This is a genomic window from Streptomyces sp. NPDC047869 (assembly GCF_040704065.1).
Taxonomy (GTDB): Bacteria; Actinomycetota; Actinomycetes; order Streptomycetales; family Streptomycetaceae; genus Streptomyces.
This window is the reverse complement of record NZ_JBEYRK010000003.1, coordinates 174,230-189,218: the sequence shown is the minus strand read 5'-3', so window position 1 is coordinate 189,218 and position 14,989 is coordinate 174,230. Positions and strand designations below refer to the sequence as shown.

Here is a 14,989-nt window from a genome sequence, read left to right as displayed (position 1 = left end):
CCCGTCGTCCGGAACTTCTGGGGAGGGGACCCGGGGGGGATCAAGGGGTTCCGGCACGGAGGGGAAAGCCGAGGGGGTGCGCCCGGTCGACGGACCGGGCGCACCCCCTCGAAACCTCCGGGCGCCGCCGCCCGGGGCTCCGGAAGCCGGGGTCTAGAAGAAGACCCCGCACCGCAGCAGCACGTTCGCGTACGGCCGTGCCTCCCCCGTGCGCACCACCAGCCGGGCCCCCGCCGACAGCTCCTTCAGCCGCTCGTGCGGCACCAGCGCCAGCTCCGGGAAGTGGCCGTCCAGCAGCGCGCCAGCCGCCGGATTGGCGTCCCGCACCTCCTCGGCGGCCGTGGCCCCCTCCACCACCAGCTCGGCCAGCAGCCCGTCCAGGACCTCCGCGAACGAGGGCACACCCGCGCGGAAGGCGAGGTCCACCACGCGCGGTCCGTCCGGTATCGGCATGCCCGCGTCGCACACCAGCACCCCGTCACCGTGCCCCAGCGCGGCCAGCGCACCGGCCAGATGACGATTGAGAATGCCCGCCCTCTTCACCGGTCACCGCCCCGCTCACCGAGTGCCTCGGCCTCCGCCGCCGTCGGATACGACTCCTGCGCGCCGCGCCGCGTCACCGCCGCCGCGCCCACCAGGGCCGCGTAGGCCGCCGCCGCCGGCAGCGCGGCGCCCGACCCCAGCTTCCAGGCCAGGGCTGCCGTGAACGCGTCGCCCGCGCCGGTGGTGTCCACCGCGTCCACCCGCACCGACGGCACCCGGGCCACACCGGAGGAGTCGCACACCAGCGCCCCGGCCGCGCCGAGCGTCACCACCACCGAGCGCGGGCCCCGGGCCAGCAGCAGGGATGCCCAGTCCGCCGGTTCACCGCTCGCCCCGTCCTCACCGAGGAGCACCCTGGCCTCGTGTTCGTTGACGATCAGCGGATCGCAGGCCGTCAGCACCTCCGCGGGCAGCGCGCGCGGCGGGGACGGGTTCAGCACGAACCGGCTGCCGCCCGCCAGGTTCCGTACGACCTCCACGACCGTCTCCAGCGGGATCTCCAGCTGCGCCGACACCACCCGCGAGGCGCGCAGCAGACCGGTGGCCTCCCGCATGTCCGCCGGGGTGAGCCGGGCGTTGGCGCCGGGCGACACCACGATGCTGTTGTCCCCGGAGGGATCGACGGTGATCAGCGCGACACCGGTCGGCGCCCCGCCCACCAGCACGCCCGCCGTGTCCACCCCGGCCGCCCGCTGCGCGTCCAGCAGCAGCCGGCCGTGCGCGTCGTCGCCGACCCGGGCCAGCAGGGCGGTGCGCGCGCCGAGCCGGGCGGCCGCGACCGCCTGGTTGCCGCCCTTGCCGCCCGGATGGACGGCCAGGTCGCCGCCCAGCACCGTCTCGCCGGCGGCCGGCCGCCGCTCGACCCCGATCACCAGGTCGGCGTTGGCCGAACCCACGACCAGGAGGTCGTAGTCGTACATGGAATTGACTCCCCTGAGAGATGACCGGGGCGGGCGGCCCCGAGGACCACCCGCCCGCTCGCCGATGTCAGCCGGTGAACCCGGCCACGTTCTCCTTCGTGACCACCTTCACCGGCACCTTGATGGCCGCCCCGACCTTCTTGCCCTGGACCGCCTTGAGCGCGTTGTCGACCGCGATCCGGCCGAGCTGGCTGGGCTGCTGCGCCACGGACGCGTACAGGGTGCCGCCCTCGACCGCCTTCAGTCCGTCCGGGGTGCCGTCGAAGCCGACCACCTGGACCGACCGGCCGGCCTTGGCGCCCAGCGCCTTGATCGCGCCGAGGGCCATCTCGTCGTTGGCGGCGATGACGCCCTGCACGTCGGGGTGGGCCTGCAGCAGGTTCGACATCACGTCGAGCCCCTTGGTGCGGTCGAAGTCGGCCGGCTGCTGGGCGAGGACCTGGATGCCCGGGTAGGACTTCAGGCCCTTGGCGAAGCCCGCCGCCCGCTCACGGGCGGCGGAGGTGCCCGCCTGGCCCTGCAGGATGACGATCTTCCCCTTGCCGCCGAGCTTCTCGGCGACCGTCTTCGCGGCCAGTTCACCGCCGGCCACGTTGTCCGAGGCCACCAGGGCGTTCACGGTCGCCTTGTTGACCCCGCGGTCGACGGCGATGACCGGGATCCCGGCCTTGCCGGCGGCCTTCACGGAGTTGCCGGCCGCGTCCGAGTCCACCGGGTTGACGATGATCGCGCCGAGGTGCGAGCTGGTGAAGTTCTGGAGCTGGTTGGCCTGCTGCGAGGCGTCGTTCTGGGCGTCCGTCACCGTCAGGTCCACGCCCAGCTTCTTCGCCTCGGCCTGGGCACCCGACCGGATCTGCACGAAGAACGGGTTGTTGAGGGTGGACAGGGACAGGCCCATCTTCGGGTTCGTGGAAGAGGAGGAGCCGTTGTGCAGGAAGGAGGTCGCGCCGACGATCGCCACGGTGACGACAGCCGCGAGCGCGTACGTCCCGGCCTGCCTGCCCTTGCCGCCGGGAGAGGCACCGGCCGCCGCCGGGGCCGCGCCCGCCTTGCGGCGCAGCGTGTCGAAGAGCACGGCCAGCGCGATCACGACGCCGATGACGACCTGCTGCCAGAAGGCGGAGACGTTCAGCAGGTTCAGGCCGTTGCGCAGCACCGCCAGGATCAGCGCGCCGATCAGCGTGCCGGACGCCTTGCCGGTGCCGCCCGCGAGCGAGGCGCCGCCGATCACGACCGCGGCGATCGCGTCCAGCTCGTAGCCGTCGGCGGCCTGGGGCTGCGCGGAGGACAGCCGGGAGGCGAGCACGACACCCGCGACGGCGGCGAACACGCCGGACAGGGCGTAGATGGCGAGCTTCTGCTTCTTCACCCGCAGGCCGGACAGACGCGCGGCCTCCTCGTTGCCGCCGATCGCGTACATCGAGCGGCCGATGTAGGTCCGGCCGAGCACGAGGGCGGCGATCAGGCCCATCACGATCATCACGAGGACCGGTACCGGCAGCCAGCCGCCGAGCGTGTCACCGAGGTGCGAGACGGAGTCGGGGAAGGGGATCGGGGAGCCGCCGGAGATCACCAGTGACAGACCGCGGGCCACCGACAGCATGGCGAGCGTCGCGATGAACGGCGGGAGCTTGCCGTACGCGATGAGGAAGCCGTTGACGAGTCCGGCGGCGATGCCGGTCACGACGGCCAGCAGTACCGCCACGACGACCGGTACGCCGTGCGACGTGGCGGTCCAGGCGAGGACGGTGGCCGACAGGGCCGCCACCGAGCCGACCGACAGGTCGATGCCCGCCGAGACGATGACGAAGGTGACTCCGAAGGCGAGGACGGCGGTCACGGCCGCCTGGACGCCGACGTTGAGCAGGTTGTCGGTGGTCAGGAAGTCGCCCGACAGCGTCGACATGGCGATGACGAGGACGATCAGCGCGGTCAGCGCGCCGTTCTCCAGGAGCAGACGGCGTACCGCCGTGGCGCCACCGGCGCCCGTCGTGCTCTTGAGCGTGTCAGTGGCCACGAGCGGCCTCCTTGTCGGTCGTGGGGTTGCTGACGGCGAGTGCCATCACGGAGTCCTGGGTGGCCTCGTCGGCGGACAGTTCGCCCGCGATCCGGCCCTGGGCCATCACCAGCACCCGGTCGCTCATGCCGAGCACCTCGGGCAGATCGCTGGAGATCATGAGTACGGCGGCGCCGGCCGCGGTGAGTTCGTTGATGAGCTGGTAGATCTCGACCTTGGCGCCGACGTCGATGCCGCGCGTCGGCTCGTCGAGGATCAGCACCTTGGTGTCCGCCAGCAGCCACTTGCCGATGACGACCTTCTGCTGGTTGCCGCCGGACAGGGTCCGCACGTGCTGGCCGAGTCCGGCCATCCGCACGCCGAGCTGCCCGGCGATCCTCGCGGCGGCCTCGCGCTGGCCCCTGAGGTCTACGAGCCCCGCGCGCGTGGCGGCGCGCATGGTCACCAGGCCGAGGTTCTCCTCGACCGACTGGTCGAGCACCAGGCCCTGGCCCTTGCGGTCCTCCGGGATCAGTCCTACGCCGGCCCCCATGGCGGCGTTGACGTCGTGGCCCTTCAGCGCCGTGCCGGCGACCTTCACGGCCCCCTTGTCGTACCGGTCCGCCCCGAACACCGCCCGGACGACCTCGGTACGGCCGGCGCCGACCAGCCCGGCGATGCCGACCACCTCACCGGCGTGCACCTCGAAGCTGACGTCGTGGAAGACACCGTCGCGGGTCAGGCCCTCGACGCTGAGCAGCGCGCCGCCCCGGCCGGCCCGTTCGCGCGGGTACTGCTGCTCGATGGCGCGGCCCACCATGAGCCGGACGAGCTCGGCCTCCGGTGTGGCTGCCGGGACCTGCCCGACGCTCCTGCCGTCCCGGATGACGGTGACCCGGTCGCCCAGGGCGGCGATCTCCTCAAGGTGGTGGGTGATGAAGACGATCCCGACGCCGTCCTCGCGCAACTGGCGCACGATGCGGAAGAGCTTGTCGACCTCCTCGGAGGTGAGCACGGCGGTCGGCTCGTCCATGATCAGCACGCGCGCGTCCAGGCTGAGCGCCTTGGCGATCTCGACCATCTGCAGGCCCGCGATGCCGAGTTCGCGCACCCGCGCGCGGGGGGACACGTTCACGCCGACCCGCTTCAGCAGGACCTCGGCGTCGGCCTCCATCCGGTTCCGGTCGATCAGCCCGAACCGGCGCGGCTGCCGGCCGAGGAAGATGTTCTCGGCGACCGTCAGGTCGGGAACGAGGTTGAACTCCTGGTAGATGGTGGCGATCCCGAGGCGTTCGGAGTCCTGCGCACCGTGGATGCGCACCTCCTCGCCGCCGACGAGGATCCGCCCGGCGTCGGGCGTGTAGGCACCGGAGAGCATCTTGATCAGCGTGCTCTTGCCCGCGCCGTTCTCACCGAGCAGCACATGGACCTCGCCCCGGCGCAGGTCGAAGTCGACAGCGTCCAGCGCCACCACGCCGGGAAAGGTCTTCCGGATGCCCTCGATGCGCAGCAACTCGTCCTGGTCGCTCACGACTCGCTCCTGTTCGTCACGGGGTTCTCGGCGGGGGGCGCGCCGCACGAGCGGCGCACGACAAGGCGGGCGGGGAGGGTGACGGACTCGCCGGGCCGTCCCTCGATGCGGTCCACCAGGGCCCGTACGGCGGCCCGGCCCAGCTCGCCCGTGGGCTGGGCGATCGCGGTGACCGGCGGATCGGTGTGCACGAACCAGCGGATGTCGTCGAACGCGGCGAGCGCGATGTCGTCCGGGACGCGCAGCCCGCGCGCGCGGATCGCGTCCAGGGCGCCGAGCGCCATCAGGTTGTCCGCGGCGAAGACCGCCTCGGGCGGCTCCGGCAGGTCGAGGAAGCCCTCGGTGACCCGCCGGCCGCTCTCGGCCTGGAAGTCGCCCTGGCCGGTGTAGGCATCCGGCAGGTCAAGACCGTACTCGGCCAGGGCGGCCCGGAAGGCCTCGACGCGCTCGCTTCCGGTGGTGGTGGCCGCGGGCCCGGAGATGATCGCGAGCCGCCGGTGGCCGAGCCGGTACAGGTGCGCGACGAGGTCCCGTACCGCGCGCTGCCCGTCGGCCCGCACCACGGGCACCTCGACACCCGGGATCCACCGGTCGACGAAGACCATCGGCGTCCCCGCGCGCGCGGCGTCCAGCATCAGCGGGGAGCCGCCGTCGGTGGGGGAGACCAGCAGGCCGTCTATGCGGCGGTCCAGCAGGGTCCGCACATGGTGGTCCTGGAGATCCGGCCGCTCGTCGGCGTTGCCGATGATCACGCTGTAGCCGAGCGCGCGGGCCTCCTCCTCGACGGAGCGGGCCAGCTCGGTGAAGTACGGGTTCATGACGTCGCTGATGACCAGGCCGAGGGTGCGGGTCTGATCGGTGCGCAGGGAACGGGCGACGGCGTTGGGGCGGTAGCCCAGCGCCTCGACGGCGGCCAGCACGCGTGTGCGTGCGTCCGCGCTGACCGACGGGTGCTCGTTCAGGACGCGCGACACCGTGGCGACCGAGACGCCCGCCGCGGCGGCGACGTCCTTGATGCTCGCCATCGCGGGCTCCACCTCCTTGTGGAACTCATGGAATCGATTACATCGACATGCACGAAGGATTGGAATCGATTACACGGGCGTAAATCAACCCCTCGACGGGTTCCTGAGACCGGATCGTGATGTCAGACCCGGCCGGTACCTTCGGGTCATGGCTCAACAGGCGGGGAACCCCACGGGCGAGCGGCGGCTCGCCGTGCTCGAAGGCGTGCTGGAGCGGATCACCTACGCCAACGAGGAGAACGGCTACACCGTCGCCCGCGTCGACACCGGCCGGGGCGGCGGGGATCTCCTGACGGTGGTCGGCGCGCTGCTCGGCGCCCAGGTCGGGGAGTCGCTCCGGATGGAGGGCCGCTGGGGCTCGCACCCGCAGTACGGCAAGCAGTTCGTCTGCGAGAACTTCACGACCGTCCTGCCCGCCACCGTCCAGGGCATCCGCCGCTACCTGGGATCCGGGCTGGTCAAGGGCATCGGCCCGGTCTTCGCCGACCGCATCACCCAGCACTTCGGCCTGGACACCCTCGCGATCATCGAGGAGGAGCCGAAGCGGCTGATCGAGGTCCCCGGCCTCGGCCCCAAGCGGACGAAGAAGATCGCCGACGCCTGGGAGGAACAGAAGGCGATCAAGGAGGTCATGCTCTTCCTCCAGACCGTCGAGGTCTCGACATCCATCGCCGTACGGATCTACAAGAAGTACGGCGACGCGTCCATCTCGGTCGTGAAGAACCAGCCCTACCGGCTGGCCGCCGACGTCTGGGGCATCGGCTTCCTCACCGCCGACCGGATCGCCCGGTCCGTCGGCATCCCGCACGACAGCCCCGAGCGCGTGAAGGCGGGTTTGCAGTACGCCCTGTCGCAGTCCGCAGACCAGGGCCACTGCTTCCTGCCGGAGGAACGGCTGATCGCGGACGCGGTGAAGCTGCTCCAGGTCGACACCGGCCTGGTCATCGAGTGCCTCGCCGAACTGGCCGGGCCGCCCGAGGAGGGCGAGGATCCGGGCGTCGTCCGGGAGAAGGTGCCCGGTCCGGACGGCGACGCGGAGCCCGTGAACGCCGTCTACCTGGTGCCCTTCCACCGCGCCGAACTCTCCCTGTCGGCCCAGCTGCTGCGGCTGCTGCGCACCCCGGAGGACCGCATGCCCGCCTTCCGGGACGTGGCCTGGGACAAGGCGCTCGGCTGGCTCAGGGGCCGCACCGGCGCCGACCTCGCCCCCGAGCAGGAGGCCGCCGTACGGCTCGCGCTGACCGAGAAGGTGGCCGTGCTCACCGGCGGCCCCGGCTGCGGCAAGTCCTTCACCGTCCGCTCGATCGTGGAGCTGGCCCGCGCCAAGCGCGCCAAGGTGCTGCTCGCCGCGCCCACCGGGCGGGCCGCCAAGCGGCTGGCCGAGCTGACCGGCGCCGAGGCCTCCACGGTCCACCGGCTGCTGGAGCTCAAGCCCGGCGGCGACGCGGCCTACGACCGGGACCGCCCCCTGGACGCCGATCTGGTGGTCGTGGACGAGGCCTCGATGCTGGACCTGCTGCTCGCCAACAAGCTGGTCAAGGCCGTGCCGCCGGGGGCCCACCTGCTCTTCGTCGGCGACGTCGACCAGTTGCCCAGCGTCGGTGCCGGGGAGGTGCTGCGCGATCTGCTCGCCGAGGGCGGCCCGGTGCCGGCGGTGCGGCTGACCCGGGTCTTCCGGCAGGCCCAGCAGTCCGGCGTCGTCACCAACGCGCACCGCATCAACGCCGGGCAGCACCCGCTCACCGACGGGCTGAAGGACTTCTTCCTCTTCGTCGAGGACGACACCGAGGAGGCCGGCCGGCTCACCGTGGACGTGGCCGCCCGCCGGCTCCCGGCCCGGTTCGGCCTGGACCCGCGCCGGGACGTGCAGGTGCTCGCCCCGATGCACCGGGGCCCGGCCGGCGCCGGCACCCTCAACGGGCTGCTCCAGCAGGCCATCACACCGGGCCGGCCCGAGCTGCCGGAGAAGCGGTTCGGCGGTCGGGTCTTCCGTGTCGGCGACAAGGTCACCCAGATCCGCAACAATTACGAGAAGGGGGAGAACGGTGTCTTCAACGGCACCGTGGGCGTGGTCACCTCGCTCGACCCGGTCGACCAGCGTCTGACGGTGCTGACCGACGAGGACGAGGAGGTTCCCTACGACTTCGACGAACTGGACGAACTGGCCCACGCGTACGCGGTGACCATCCACCGGTCGCAGGGCAGCGAGTATCCCGCCGTGGTGATCCCCGTCACCACCGGGGCGTGGATGATGCTCCAGCGGAACCTGCTGTACACGGCGGTGACACGGGCGAAACGGCTGGTGGTACTCGTGGGTTCACGCAAAGCGATCGGACAGGCGGTGCGCACGGTGTCGGCGGGCCGGCGCTGTACGGCTCTGGACTTCCGGCTCCGCGGTTCCTGAGCGCCTCTGACCAGCGGCTCCGACATGCGTCATAAAAAATGATCGATCAAATGAGTCACGAAGGTCACAGAGTACTTCCGGTGACCGGTCGAAGCGGGCAGGATGAGCAGGTTGGCGGCACTGAGTGCCGCCGATGGGCCCAATGGTCGACCCCGAGTGCACTCTCCTGAGCCAAATGGGGGATGGTAGAGACAGTCAGGGCACCTCGAAGATGAGGCACTACGTCGGTGAGGGAAGACGTGAGCGACAACTCTGTAGTACTGCGGTACGGCGACGGCGAGTACACCTACCCGGTGGTCGACAGCACCGTCGGTGACAAGGGCTTCGACATCGGGAAGCTCCGCGCCCAGACCGGTCTGGTGACTCTGGACAGCGGTTACGGCAACACGGCCGCCTATAAATCCGCCATCACCTACCTCGACGGTGAGGCGGGCATCCTCCGGTACCGCGGCTACCCGATCGAGCAGCTGGCCGAGCGCTCCACCTTCCTGGAGGTGGCCTACCTGCTGATCAACGGTGAGCTGCCGACCGTCGACGAGCTGACGACGTTCAAGGGCGACATCACGCGGCACACCCTGCTGCACGAGGACGTCAAGAACTTCTACAAGGGCTTCCCGCGCGACGCCCACCCGATGGCCATGCTGTCCTCGGTCGTCTCGGCGCTGTCCACCTTCTACCAGGACAGCCACAACCCGTTCGACGAGAAGCAGCGCAACCTCTCCACGATCCGCCTGCTCGCGAAGCTCCCGACCATCGCGGCGTACGCGTACAAGAAGTCGATCGGTCACCCGTTCGTCTACCCGCGCAACGACCTCGGCTACGTCGAGAACTTCCTCCGCATGACCTTCTCGGTCCCCGCGCAGGAGTACGAGCTCGACCCGGTCGTCGTCTCCGCGCTCGACAAGCTGCTCATCCTGCACGCGGACCACGAGCAGAACTGCTCGACGTCCACGGTCCGCCTGGTCGGCTCGTCGCAGGCGAACATGTTCGCGTCGATCTCGGCCGGCATCAACGCCCTGTGGGGCCCGCTGCACGGCGGCGCCAACCAGTCCGTCCTGGAGATGCTCGAGGGCATCCAGGCCAACGGCGGCGACGTCGACTCCTTCATCCGCAAGGTGAAGAACAAGGAGGACGGCGTCCGCCTGATGGGCTTCGGCCACCGGGTCTACAAGTCCTTCGACCCGCGCGCGAAGATCATCAAGGCCGCCGCGCACGACGTGCTGTCCGCCCTCGGCAAGTCCGACGAACTGCTGGACATCGCGCTCAAGCTGGAGGAGCACGCGCTCTCCGACGACTACTTCGTCTCGCGCAACCTCTACCCGAACGTCGACTTCTACACCGGTCTGATCTACCGGGCCATGGGCTTCCCGACCGAGATGTTCACGGTCCTGTTCGCCCTCGGCCGTCTGCCGGGCTGGATCGCCCAGTGGCACGAGATGATCAAGGAGCCTGGCTCCCGCATCGGCCGCCCGCGCCAGATCTACACGGGCGTGGTGGAGCGCGACTTCGTGCCGGTCGAGGCGCGCTGAGCACCTGCCGGTCGAGGGGGGCGCCGGTCCGGTGCCCCGCCCGCCGCACAGGGCCTGCTGTCACGGGCGGGCCCTGAGTCGACGGTGATGAGCGAAAGCGGAAGGCGCCCTGACGCCGGTCCCCCCACGGGCCGACGACCAGGGCGCCTTCCCATGTCCCGGTGCGGATTCCCCCCACGGGATCCGGCCGGGCGCTCGGAGAGGACAGCGCCTGAATTCGCTGTCTGAACACCACGGGAAGAACCCGTCGTGCTCCAGTGACGCGGTGCGATCTGCCGGGACAACGCACGCTGGGAGGGCCGCTCAAAGCTTCCCGGTGTACGTGCCCCGGCAACGCATCTCTGAGGAAGTCCCCCAAGACATCCCCAGATGTCGGTCAGCGCCCCCCAAGACGCTGGACTGACATCGCCAACTTAGACCTTCGAACCCCTTCGATGGTTACGTTCGCGTCACTGTGATCTGCGTCTCTTGCATTTGTCCTTTAGGTGCGCAAGAGCCCCGATACGACGATCGGGACCCAAGCGTAAGGATGATGCGCGAGCCTTGTGAAGAGCTTATGTGAGGCTCGCGCCCGACTCCAGGGGGACTGCCACTTCAACTGCGGCTAACCGCCGGTAACCCTGTGCGAGTTCAGTGGAAGCCGCGCAGCCGCAGGCTGTTGGTCACCACGAACACCGAGGAGAAGGCCATCGCGGCGCCCGCGATCATCGGGTTCAGCAGTCCCGCGGCGGCCAGCGGCAGCGCGGCCACGTTGTAGCCGAAGGCCCACACCAGGTTGCCCTTGATGGTGGTGAGGGTGCGCCGGGAGAGCCGGATCGCGTCCGCGGCCACCCGCAGGTCGCCGCGGACCAGGGTCAGGTCGCCGGCCTCGATCGCCGCGTCCGTGCCGGTTCCCATCGCCAGCCCCAGATCCGCGGTGGCGAGCGCGGCCGCGTCGTTGACGCCGTCGCCGACCATGGCCACGGTCCGGCCCTCGCTCCGCAGCCGCCGTACGACGTCCACCTTGTCCTCGGGGAGCACCTCGGCGATCACCTCGTCGATGCCGACCGTACGGGCGACCGACTCGGCGACCGTCCGGTTGTCCCCGGTGAGCAGCACCGGCGTGAGTCCGAGCGCGCGCAGCTCGCGCACCGCCTCCGCGCTGGTCTCCTTCACCGCGTCGGCGACGGCGAGCACCCCGCGGGCCCGGCCGTCCCAGCCGACGGTGACGGCGGTGCGCCCGTCCCGCTCGGCCGCCTCCCGGGCGTGTGCCAGCTCCTCGGGCAGCTCGTCGTACAGCCGCCCCACGGACACCTCACGGCCCGCCACGCGTCCGCGCACGCCGCGGCCGGGCACGTTCTCGAAGTGCTCGACGGCCGGCAGTTCTCCGGCGCGTTCCTCGGCGCCCGCGGCGATCGCCCGGGCGACGGGGTGCTCGGAGGCGTGCTCCAGGGCGCCCGCGAGACGCAGCAGCTCCTTCTCGTCCTCCCCGTCAGCGGCGTACACCTCCTGAAGGGTCATCCGTCCGGTGGTGACCGTGCCGGTCTTGTCCAGGACGACCGTGTCGACGCGGCGCGTGGACTCCAGCACCTCGGGGCCCTTGATCAGGATGCCGAGCTGAGCGCCCCGGCCGGTGCCGACCATCAGCGCGGTCGGGGTGGCGAGGCCCAGCGCGCAGGGGCAGGCGATGATCAGGACGGCGACGGCGGCGGTGAACCCGGCGACGGTGTCACCGGTGACACCCAGCCAGACGCCGAAGGTGCCGAGCGCGATGAGGATGACCACCGGGACGAACACGGCGGAGATCCGGTCGGCGAGCCGCTGCACCTCGGCCTTGCCGTTCTGCGCGTCCTCCACCAGCTTCGCCATCCGGGCGAGCTGGGTGTCGGCGCCGACCCGGGTCGCCTCGACCACCAGCCGGCCGCCCGCGTTGACGGTGGCGCCGGTGACCCGGTCGCCGGGGCCGACGTCCACCGGCACCGACTCGCCGGTCAGCATGGACGCGTCCACCGCGGAGACGCCCTCGGCGACCGTGCCGTCGGTGGCGACCTTCTCGCCGGGCCGGACGACGAACCGGTCGCCGACGGCCAGGGAGGCCACCGGGATCCGCACCTCGCGCCCGTCACGCAGTACCGCCACGTCCTTGGCGCCCAGCTCCATCAGCGCCTTCAGGGCGGCCCCGGCGCGCCGCCTGGAGCGGGCCTCCAGATAGCGCCCGAGCAGGATCAGCGTCACGACCCCGGAGGCGACCTCCAGATAGATGGTGGAGGCGCCGTCCATGCGGGAGACGGTGAACCGGAACTCGTCGTGCATGCCGGGCATGCCCGCGTCGCCGAAGAAGAGGGCCCACAGCGACCAGCCGAAGGCGGCCAGGGTGCCGACCGAGACGAGCGTGTCCATGGTCGCGGCGCCGTGCCGGAGGTTGGTCCAGGCGGCCCGGTGGAAGGGTGCTCCGCCCCAGACCACGACCGGTGCGGCGAGGGTGAGCGAGAGCCACTGCCAGTTGTCGAACTGCAGGACGGGGACCATCGCGAGCAGGACGACCGGGGTGGCGAGCAGCGCGGAAACCAGCAGGCGGTGCCGCAGGGCGCCGAGTTCCGGGTCCTGGCCGGCGCCCCGGGGGGTCTCGGCGGCCGCGGGTTCGGGCTCCGGGGGCGGGGGTTCCTCGGCGGTGTAGCCGGTCTTCACCACGGTCGCGATCAGGTCGGCGACCTGGACGTCTCCGGCGTAGTTGACCTTCGCCTTCTCGGTCGCGTAGTTCACGGAGGCGCTCACGCCGTCCATGCGGTTGAGCTTCTTCTCCACCCGCGCGGCGCAGGAGGCGCAGGTCATCCCGCCGATGAGCAGCTCGACCTCTGAGGTGTCGCCTATCGCGCTCGCCGGTTGGGCGGTGGTGCTGGTCATGTCCGGACTCCAGACATCGGACCGGGCCGTACGGATCCAGTATCAGCTGGTCGGAACGGCCCGGTCGGGGAAGGGAGAGGGTTTTCTCAGGCCCGGCCGGTGAGCTCGAAGCCGGCCTCGTCCACGGCGGCGCGGACGGCCTCGTCGTCGAGCGGGGCCGTGGAGACGACGGTCACCTCGCCGGTGGACGCGACGGCCTTCACCGAGCTGACACCCGGGATCCCGGAGATCTCGCCGGAGACGGATCCCTCGCAGTGGCCACAGCTCATGCCGGTCACCTTGTAGACGGTGGTGACGGAGCCCGAAGTGTCGGTCTGGGCGGTCATGTCGTTACTCCTCGTCGAGGCAGGTGGGGCCAGTGGGGCTCGCGGTGGAACCCCCATGCTCACCACACTATACCCCTAGGGGGTATTTCTCCAAGCATCTCCGGGAGCCAGCGACCACACCCAGGCGACGCCGAGCAGGGCGACGAGTACCAGGCCGCCCGCCGAGACCAACGTGAACAGGTGCTCCTGTCCCGCGCCGGTCCGCGGGAGGTACGGCTGCCCGAACGGCCCCGGGACGGCTTCGGTGCCGTACACCCGTGTCACCAGCCGGCCGGCGACGCCGCGCGTGGCGTCCCACGCAGCGTGCAGCACGCAGACGCCGAGCCAGGTGCCGGTCACCGGCGCGGCGAGGCGGAAGCGCCCGTTCGGGCGGCGCTGGGACAGCAGCGCGGCGCCCGCGATCGCGGTCCACAGTCCGTGCCCGAGCGGGGCGAGCAGCTCGCGCGGGAACTCCGTCTCCAGTACCACCCGCAGATCGGCGGCGTCGGAGAGGAGCACCGCGTCGAAGGCGTAGGCGCAGCTCTCCACCGCCGCGAAACCGAGGCCGACGGCCGCGCCGAGCACCAGCCCGGCCCGCGCCCCGCGCAGGCCGGGCTGCCGGCGCAGCGCGAAGGCGAGCGCGCCGAGCTTCGCCGCCTCCTCGGCCAGGGCGACACAGGTGAACCGCCCCAGGGAGGGGTGGAGCAGATGGGACTCCATCAGCACGGCGCCGGGCACCCCGAGCGCGCCGCCGGCCAGGAAGCAGCCGAGGACCGCGCTGACGCCCAGGTCCCGGCCGTGCCGCTCGTACGCCCACAGCACGAAGACGACGGGGATCAGGAAGCCGCCGAGCAGGACGAGGGCGGGCAGCGGCGCGACGCCGCGCGTGGTGTACGTCGCCACCGCGGTCAGCGCCCACAGGGCGAGGCCCCCCTTGAGGCAACGCCGCCACAGGCCCGCGCCGATGCGGGGGAACGGCGGCGGCGGCTGCTGCGGGCCGGGGATGCGGGCCCGGGGCCTGCCGGGCGGCGGGGAGTGGGTCACGTGGGTCCCCCTCGGACTGCTGCGGGGCGATTTATCCGCACCCTATGCAGGTGCGCCTTTTGTCGCAGTCCGGGTGACCCTGTGGGGTCAGGCGCGGCCGAGCCGGTCGCCCACCAGTGGTTCGAGGTAGCGGACGAGCACGTTCTTGATCTCCTGCACGTAGGCGGTGCGCTCGGCTCCCTCGTGGGCCAGGACCAGCTCGAGTCCGGCCTTGTAGATGCCGAGGCAGACGTGTGCCGTGCGGGTGAGGTCGGCCGGCGGGGCCTCGGGCAGCAGTGAGGCGAGCAGGCCCTCGACGCGGCCGATCAGGGTCGCGTGCAGCTGGTCGTGCGCCTCCGTGATCCCGCCGGGCAGGTCGGGTCCGTGCATCAGCGCGAAGAACACCGGGTGCTCGGTGTTGAAGGCCATGAACCGGTCGACGGCCGAGCCGATGGCCTCCTCCAGCGGGGTGGCGGGATCGACCGGGGCCAGCGCCTCGCCGTAGGTCTCCCGCATCTCGTGCATCAGGCGGTCGCCCAGCTCGATCGCGATCGCTTCCTTGTTCGGGAAGAACTGGTAGAGCGTGCCCGGCGAGACGCCCGCCTCGCGGGCGATGGCGTTGGTGCTGGCGGCGGTGTAGCCGGTGGTGCAGAAGACCTGGGCGGCGGCCTGGAGGAGCTGGGCGATGCGGCGCTCGCCGCGTGCCTGACGGCGGCGCGGCTGCTCGTTCTCCGAGGTGTCGGACACGCGTTATCCCCAGCCCTTCGAAGGCGATTGACAAACGCGAGTGGTCGCTCGCATTCTTGTGAAACGCGAGCGATCTCTCGTGT

Annotated in this window: 11 protein-coding genes; 2 read left to right on the top strand and 9 right to left on the bottom strand. The window is 71.3% G+C overall.

Annotation, left to right across the window (positions count from 1 at the left end; all coding sequences use genetic code 11):
* Positions 1-153 precede the first annotated feature (153 nt).
* The 5 genes from rbsD to AB0924_RS05560 form a co-directional block, all read right to left on the bottom strand.
* Positions 154-543, bottom strand: a complete 390-nt coding sequence (rbsD, locus tag AB0924_RS05580) for a D-ribose pyranase (protein ID WP_366910720.1) — start codon at positions 541-543, stop codon at positions 154-156.
* Positions 540-1,463 carry a ribokinase gene (locus AB0924_RS05575; protein WP_366910719.1) on the bottom strand — a complete coding sequence of 308 codons (924 nt, stop codon included), beginning with the start codon at positions 1,461-1,463 and terminating at the stop codon, positions 540-542. The genes rbsD and AB0924_RS05575 overlap by 4 nt, the downstream gene beginning before the upstream one ends.
* Before the next feature lie 67 nt (positions 1,464-1,530).
* Positions 1,531-3,480, bottom strand: a complete 1,950-nt coding sequence (locus AB0924_RS05570) for a substrate-binding domain-containing protein (RefSeq protein WP_358931617.1) — start codon at positions 3,478-3,480, stop codon at positions 1,531-1,533.
* Positions 3,470-4,990 carry a sugar ABC transporter ATP-binding protein gene (locus AB0924_RS05565; protein WP_366910718.1) on the bottom strand — a complete coding sequence of 507 codons (1,521 nt, stop codon included), beginning with the start codon at positions 4,988-4,990 and terminating at the stop codon, positions 3,470-3,472. The genes AB0924_RS05570 and AB0924_RS05565 overlap by 11 nt, the downstream gene beginning before the upstream one ends.
* The gene (locus AB0924_RS05560; protein WP_358931613.1) at positions 4,987-6,015 is read right to left on the bottom strand and encodes a LacI family DNA-binding transcriptional regulator; all 1,029 of its coding nucleotides are present in this window, start codon (positions 6,013-6,015) and stop codon (positions 4,987-4,989) included. The genes AB0924_RS05565 and AB0924_RS05560 overlap by 4 nt, the downstream gene beginning before the upstream one ends.
* A gap of 148 nt (positions 6,016-6,163) precedes the next feature.
* On the opposite strand from AB0924_RS05560, the gene AB0924_RS05555 reads away from it, so the two are divergent.
* The gene (locus AB0924_RS05555; RefSeq protein ID WP_366910717.1) at positions 6,164-8,419 is read left to right on the top strand and encodes an ATP-dependent RecD-like DNA helicase; all 2,256 of its coding nucleotides are present in this window, start codon (positions 6,164-6,166) and stop codon (positions 8,417-8,419) included.
* Between the two features lie 239 nt (positions 8,420-8,658).
* Positions 8,659-9,948, top strand: coding sequence for a citrate synthase (locus AB0924_RS05550; protein ID WP_358931609.1), 1,290 nt, complete (start codon positions 8,659-8,661; stop codon positions 9,946-9,948).
* Positions 9,949-10,578: 630 nt separating this feature from the next.
* Here AB0924_RS05550 and AB0924_RS05545 read toward each other — a convergent pair.
* The 4 genes from AB0924_RS05545 to AB0924_RS05530 form a co-directional block, all read right to left on the bottom strand.
* On the bottom strand, positions 10,579-12,831 hold the full coding sequence (locus tag AB0924_RS05545; protein WP_358931607.1) for a heavy metal translocating P-type ATPase: 2,253 nt from the start codon (positions 12,829-12,831) through the stop codon (positions 10,579-10,581).
* A gap of 86 nt (positions 12,832-12,917) precedes the next feature.
* Positions 12,918-13,157 (bottom strand): heavy-metal-associated domain-containing protein, encoded by a 240-nt coding sequence (locus tag AB0924_RS05540; protein WP_358931605.1) that lies wholly within the window; start codon positions 13,155-13,157, stop codon positions 12,918-12,920.
* Between the two features lie 75 nt (positions 13,158-13,232).
* Complete coding sequence (locus tag AB0924_RS05535) at positions 13,233-14,180, bottom strand: PrsW family glutamic-type intramembrane protease (protein ID WP_358931603.1); 948 nt, start codon at positions 14,178-14,180, stop codon at positions 13,233-13,235.
* 87 nt (positions 14,181-14,267) lie between these two features.
* Entirely contained in the window at positions 14,268-14,906 is a 639-nt protein-coding gene (locus tag AB0924_RS05530; RefSeq protein ID WP_358931601.1) for a TetR family transcriptional regulator, read from the bottom strand.
* Positions 14,907-14,989 lie beyond the last annotated feature (83 nt).

Excerpts from the sequence above, each read along its gene's own strand:
- AB0924_RS05575 (WP_366910719.1), bottom strand. The coding sequence starts at position 1,463 with ATGTACGACTACGACCTCCTGGTCGTGGGTTCGGCCAACGCCGACCTG.
- AB0924_RS05560 (WP_358931613.1), bottom strand. The coding sequence starts at position 6,015 with ATGGCGAGCATCAAGGACGTCGCCGCCGCGGCGGGCGTCTCGGTCGCC.
- AB0924_RS05555 (WP_366910717.1), top strand. The coding sequence starts at position 6,164 with ATGGCTCAACAGGCGGGGAACCCCACGGGCGAGCGGCGGCTCGCCGTG.
- AB0924_RS05545 (WP_358931607.1), bottom strand. The coding sequence starts at position 12,831 with ATGACCAGCACCACCGCCCAACCGGCGAGCGCGATAGGCGACACCTCA.
- AB0924_RS05540 (WP_358931605.1), bottom strand. The coding sequence starts at position 13,157 with ATGACCGCCCAGACCGACACTTCGGGCTCCGTCACCACCGTCTACAAG.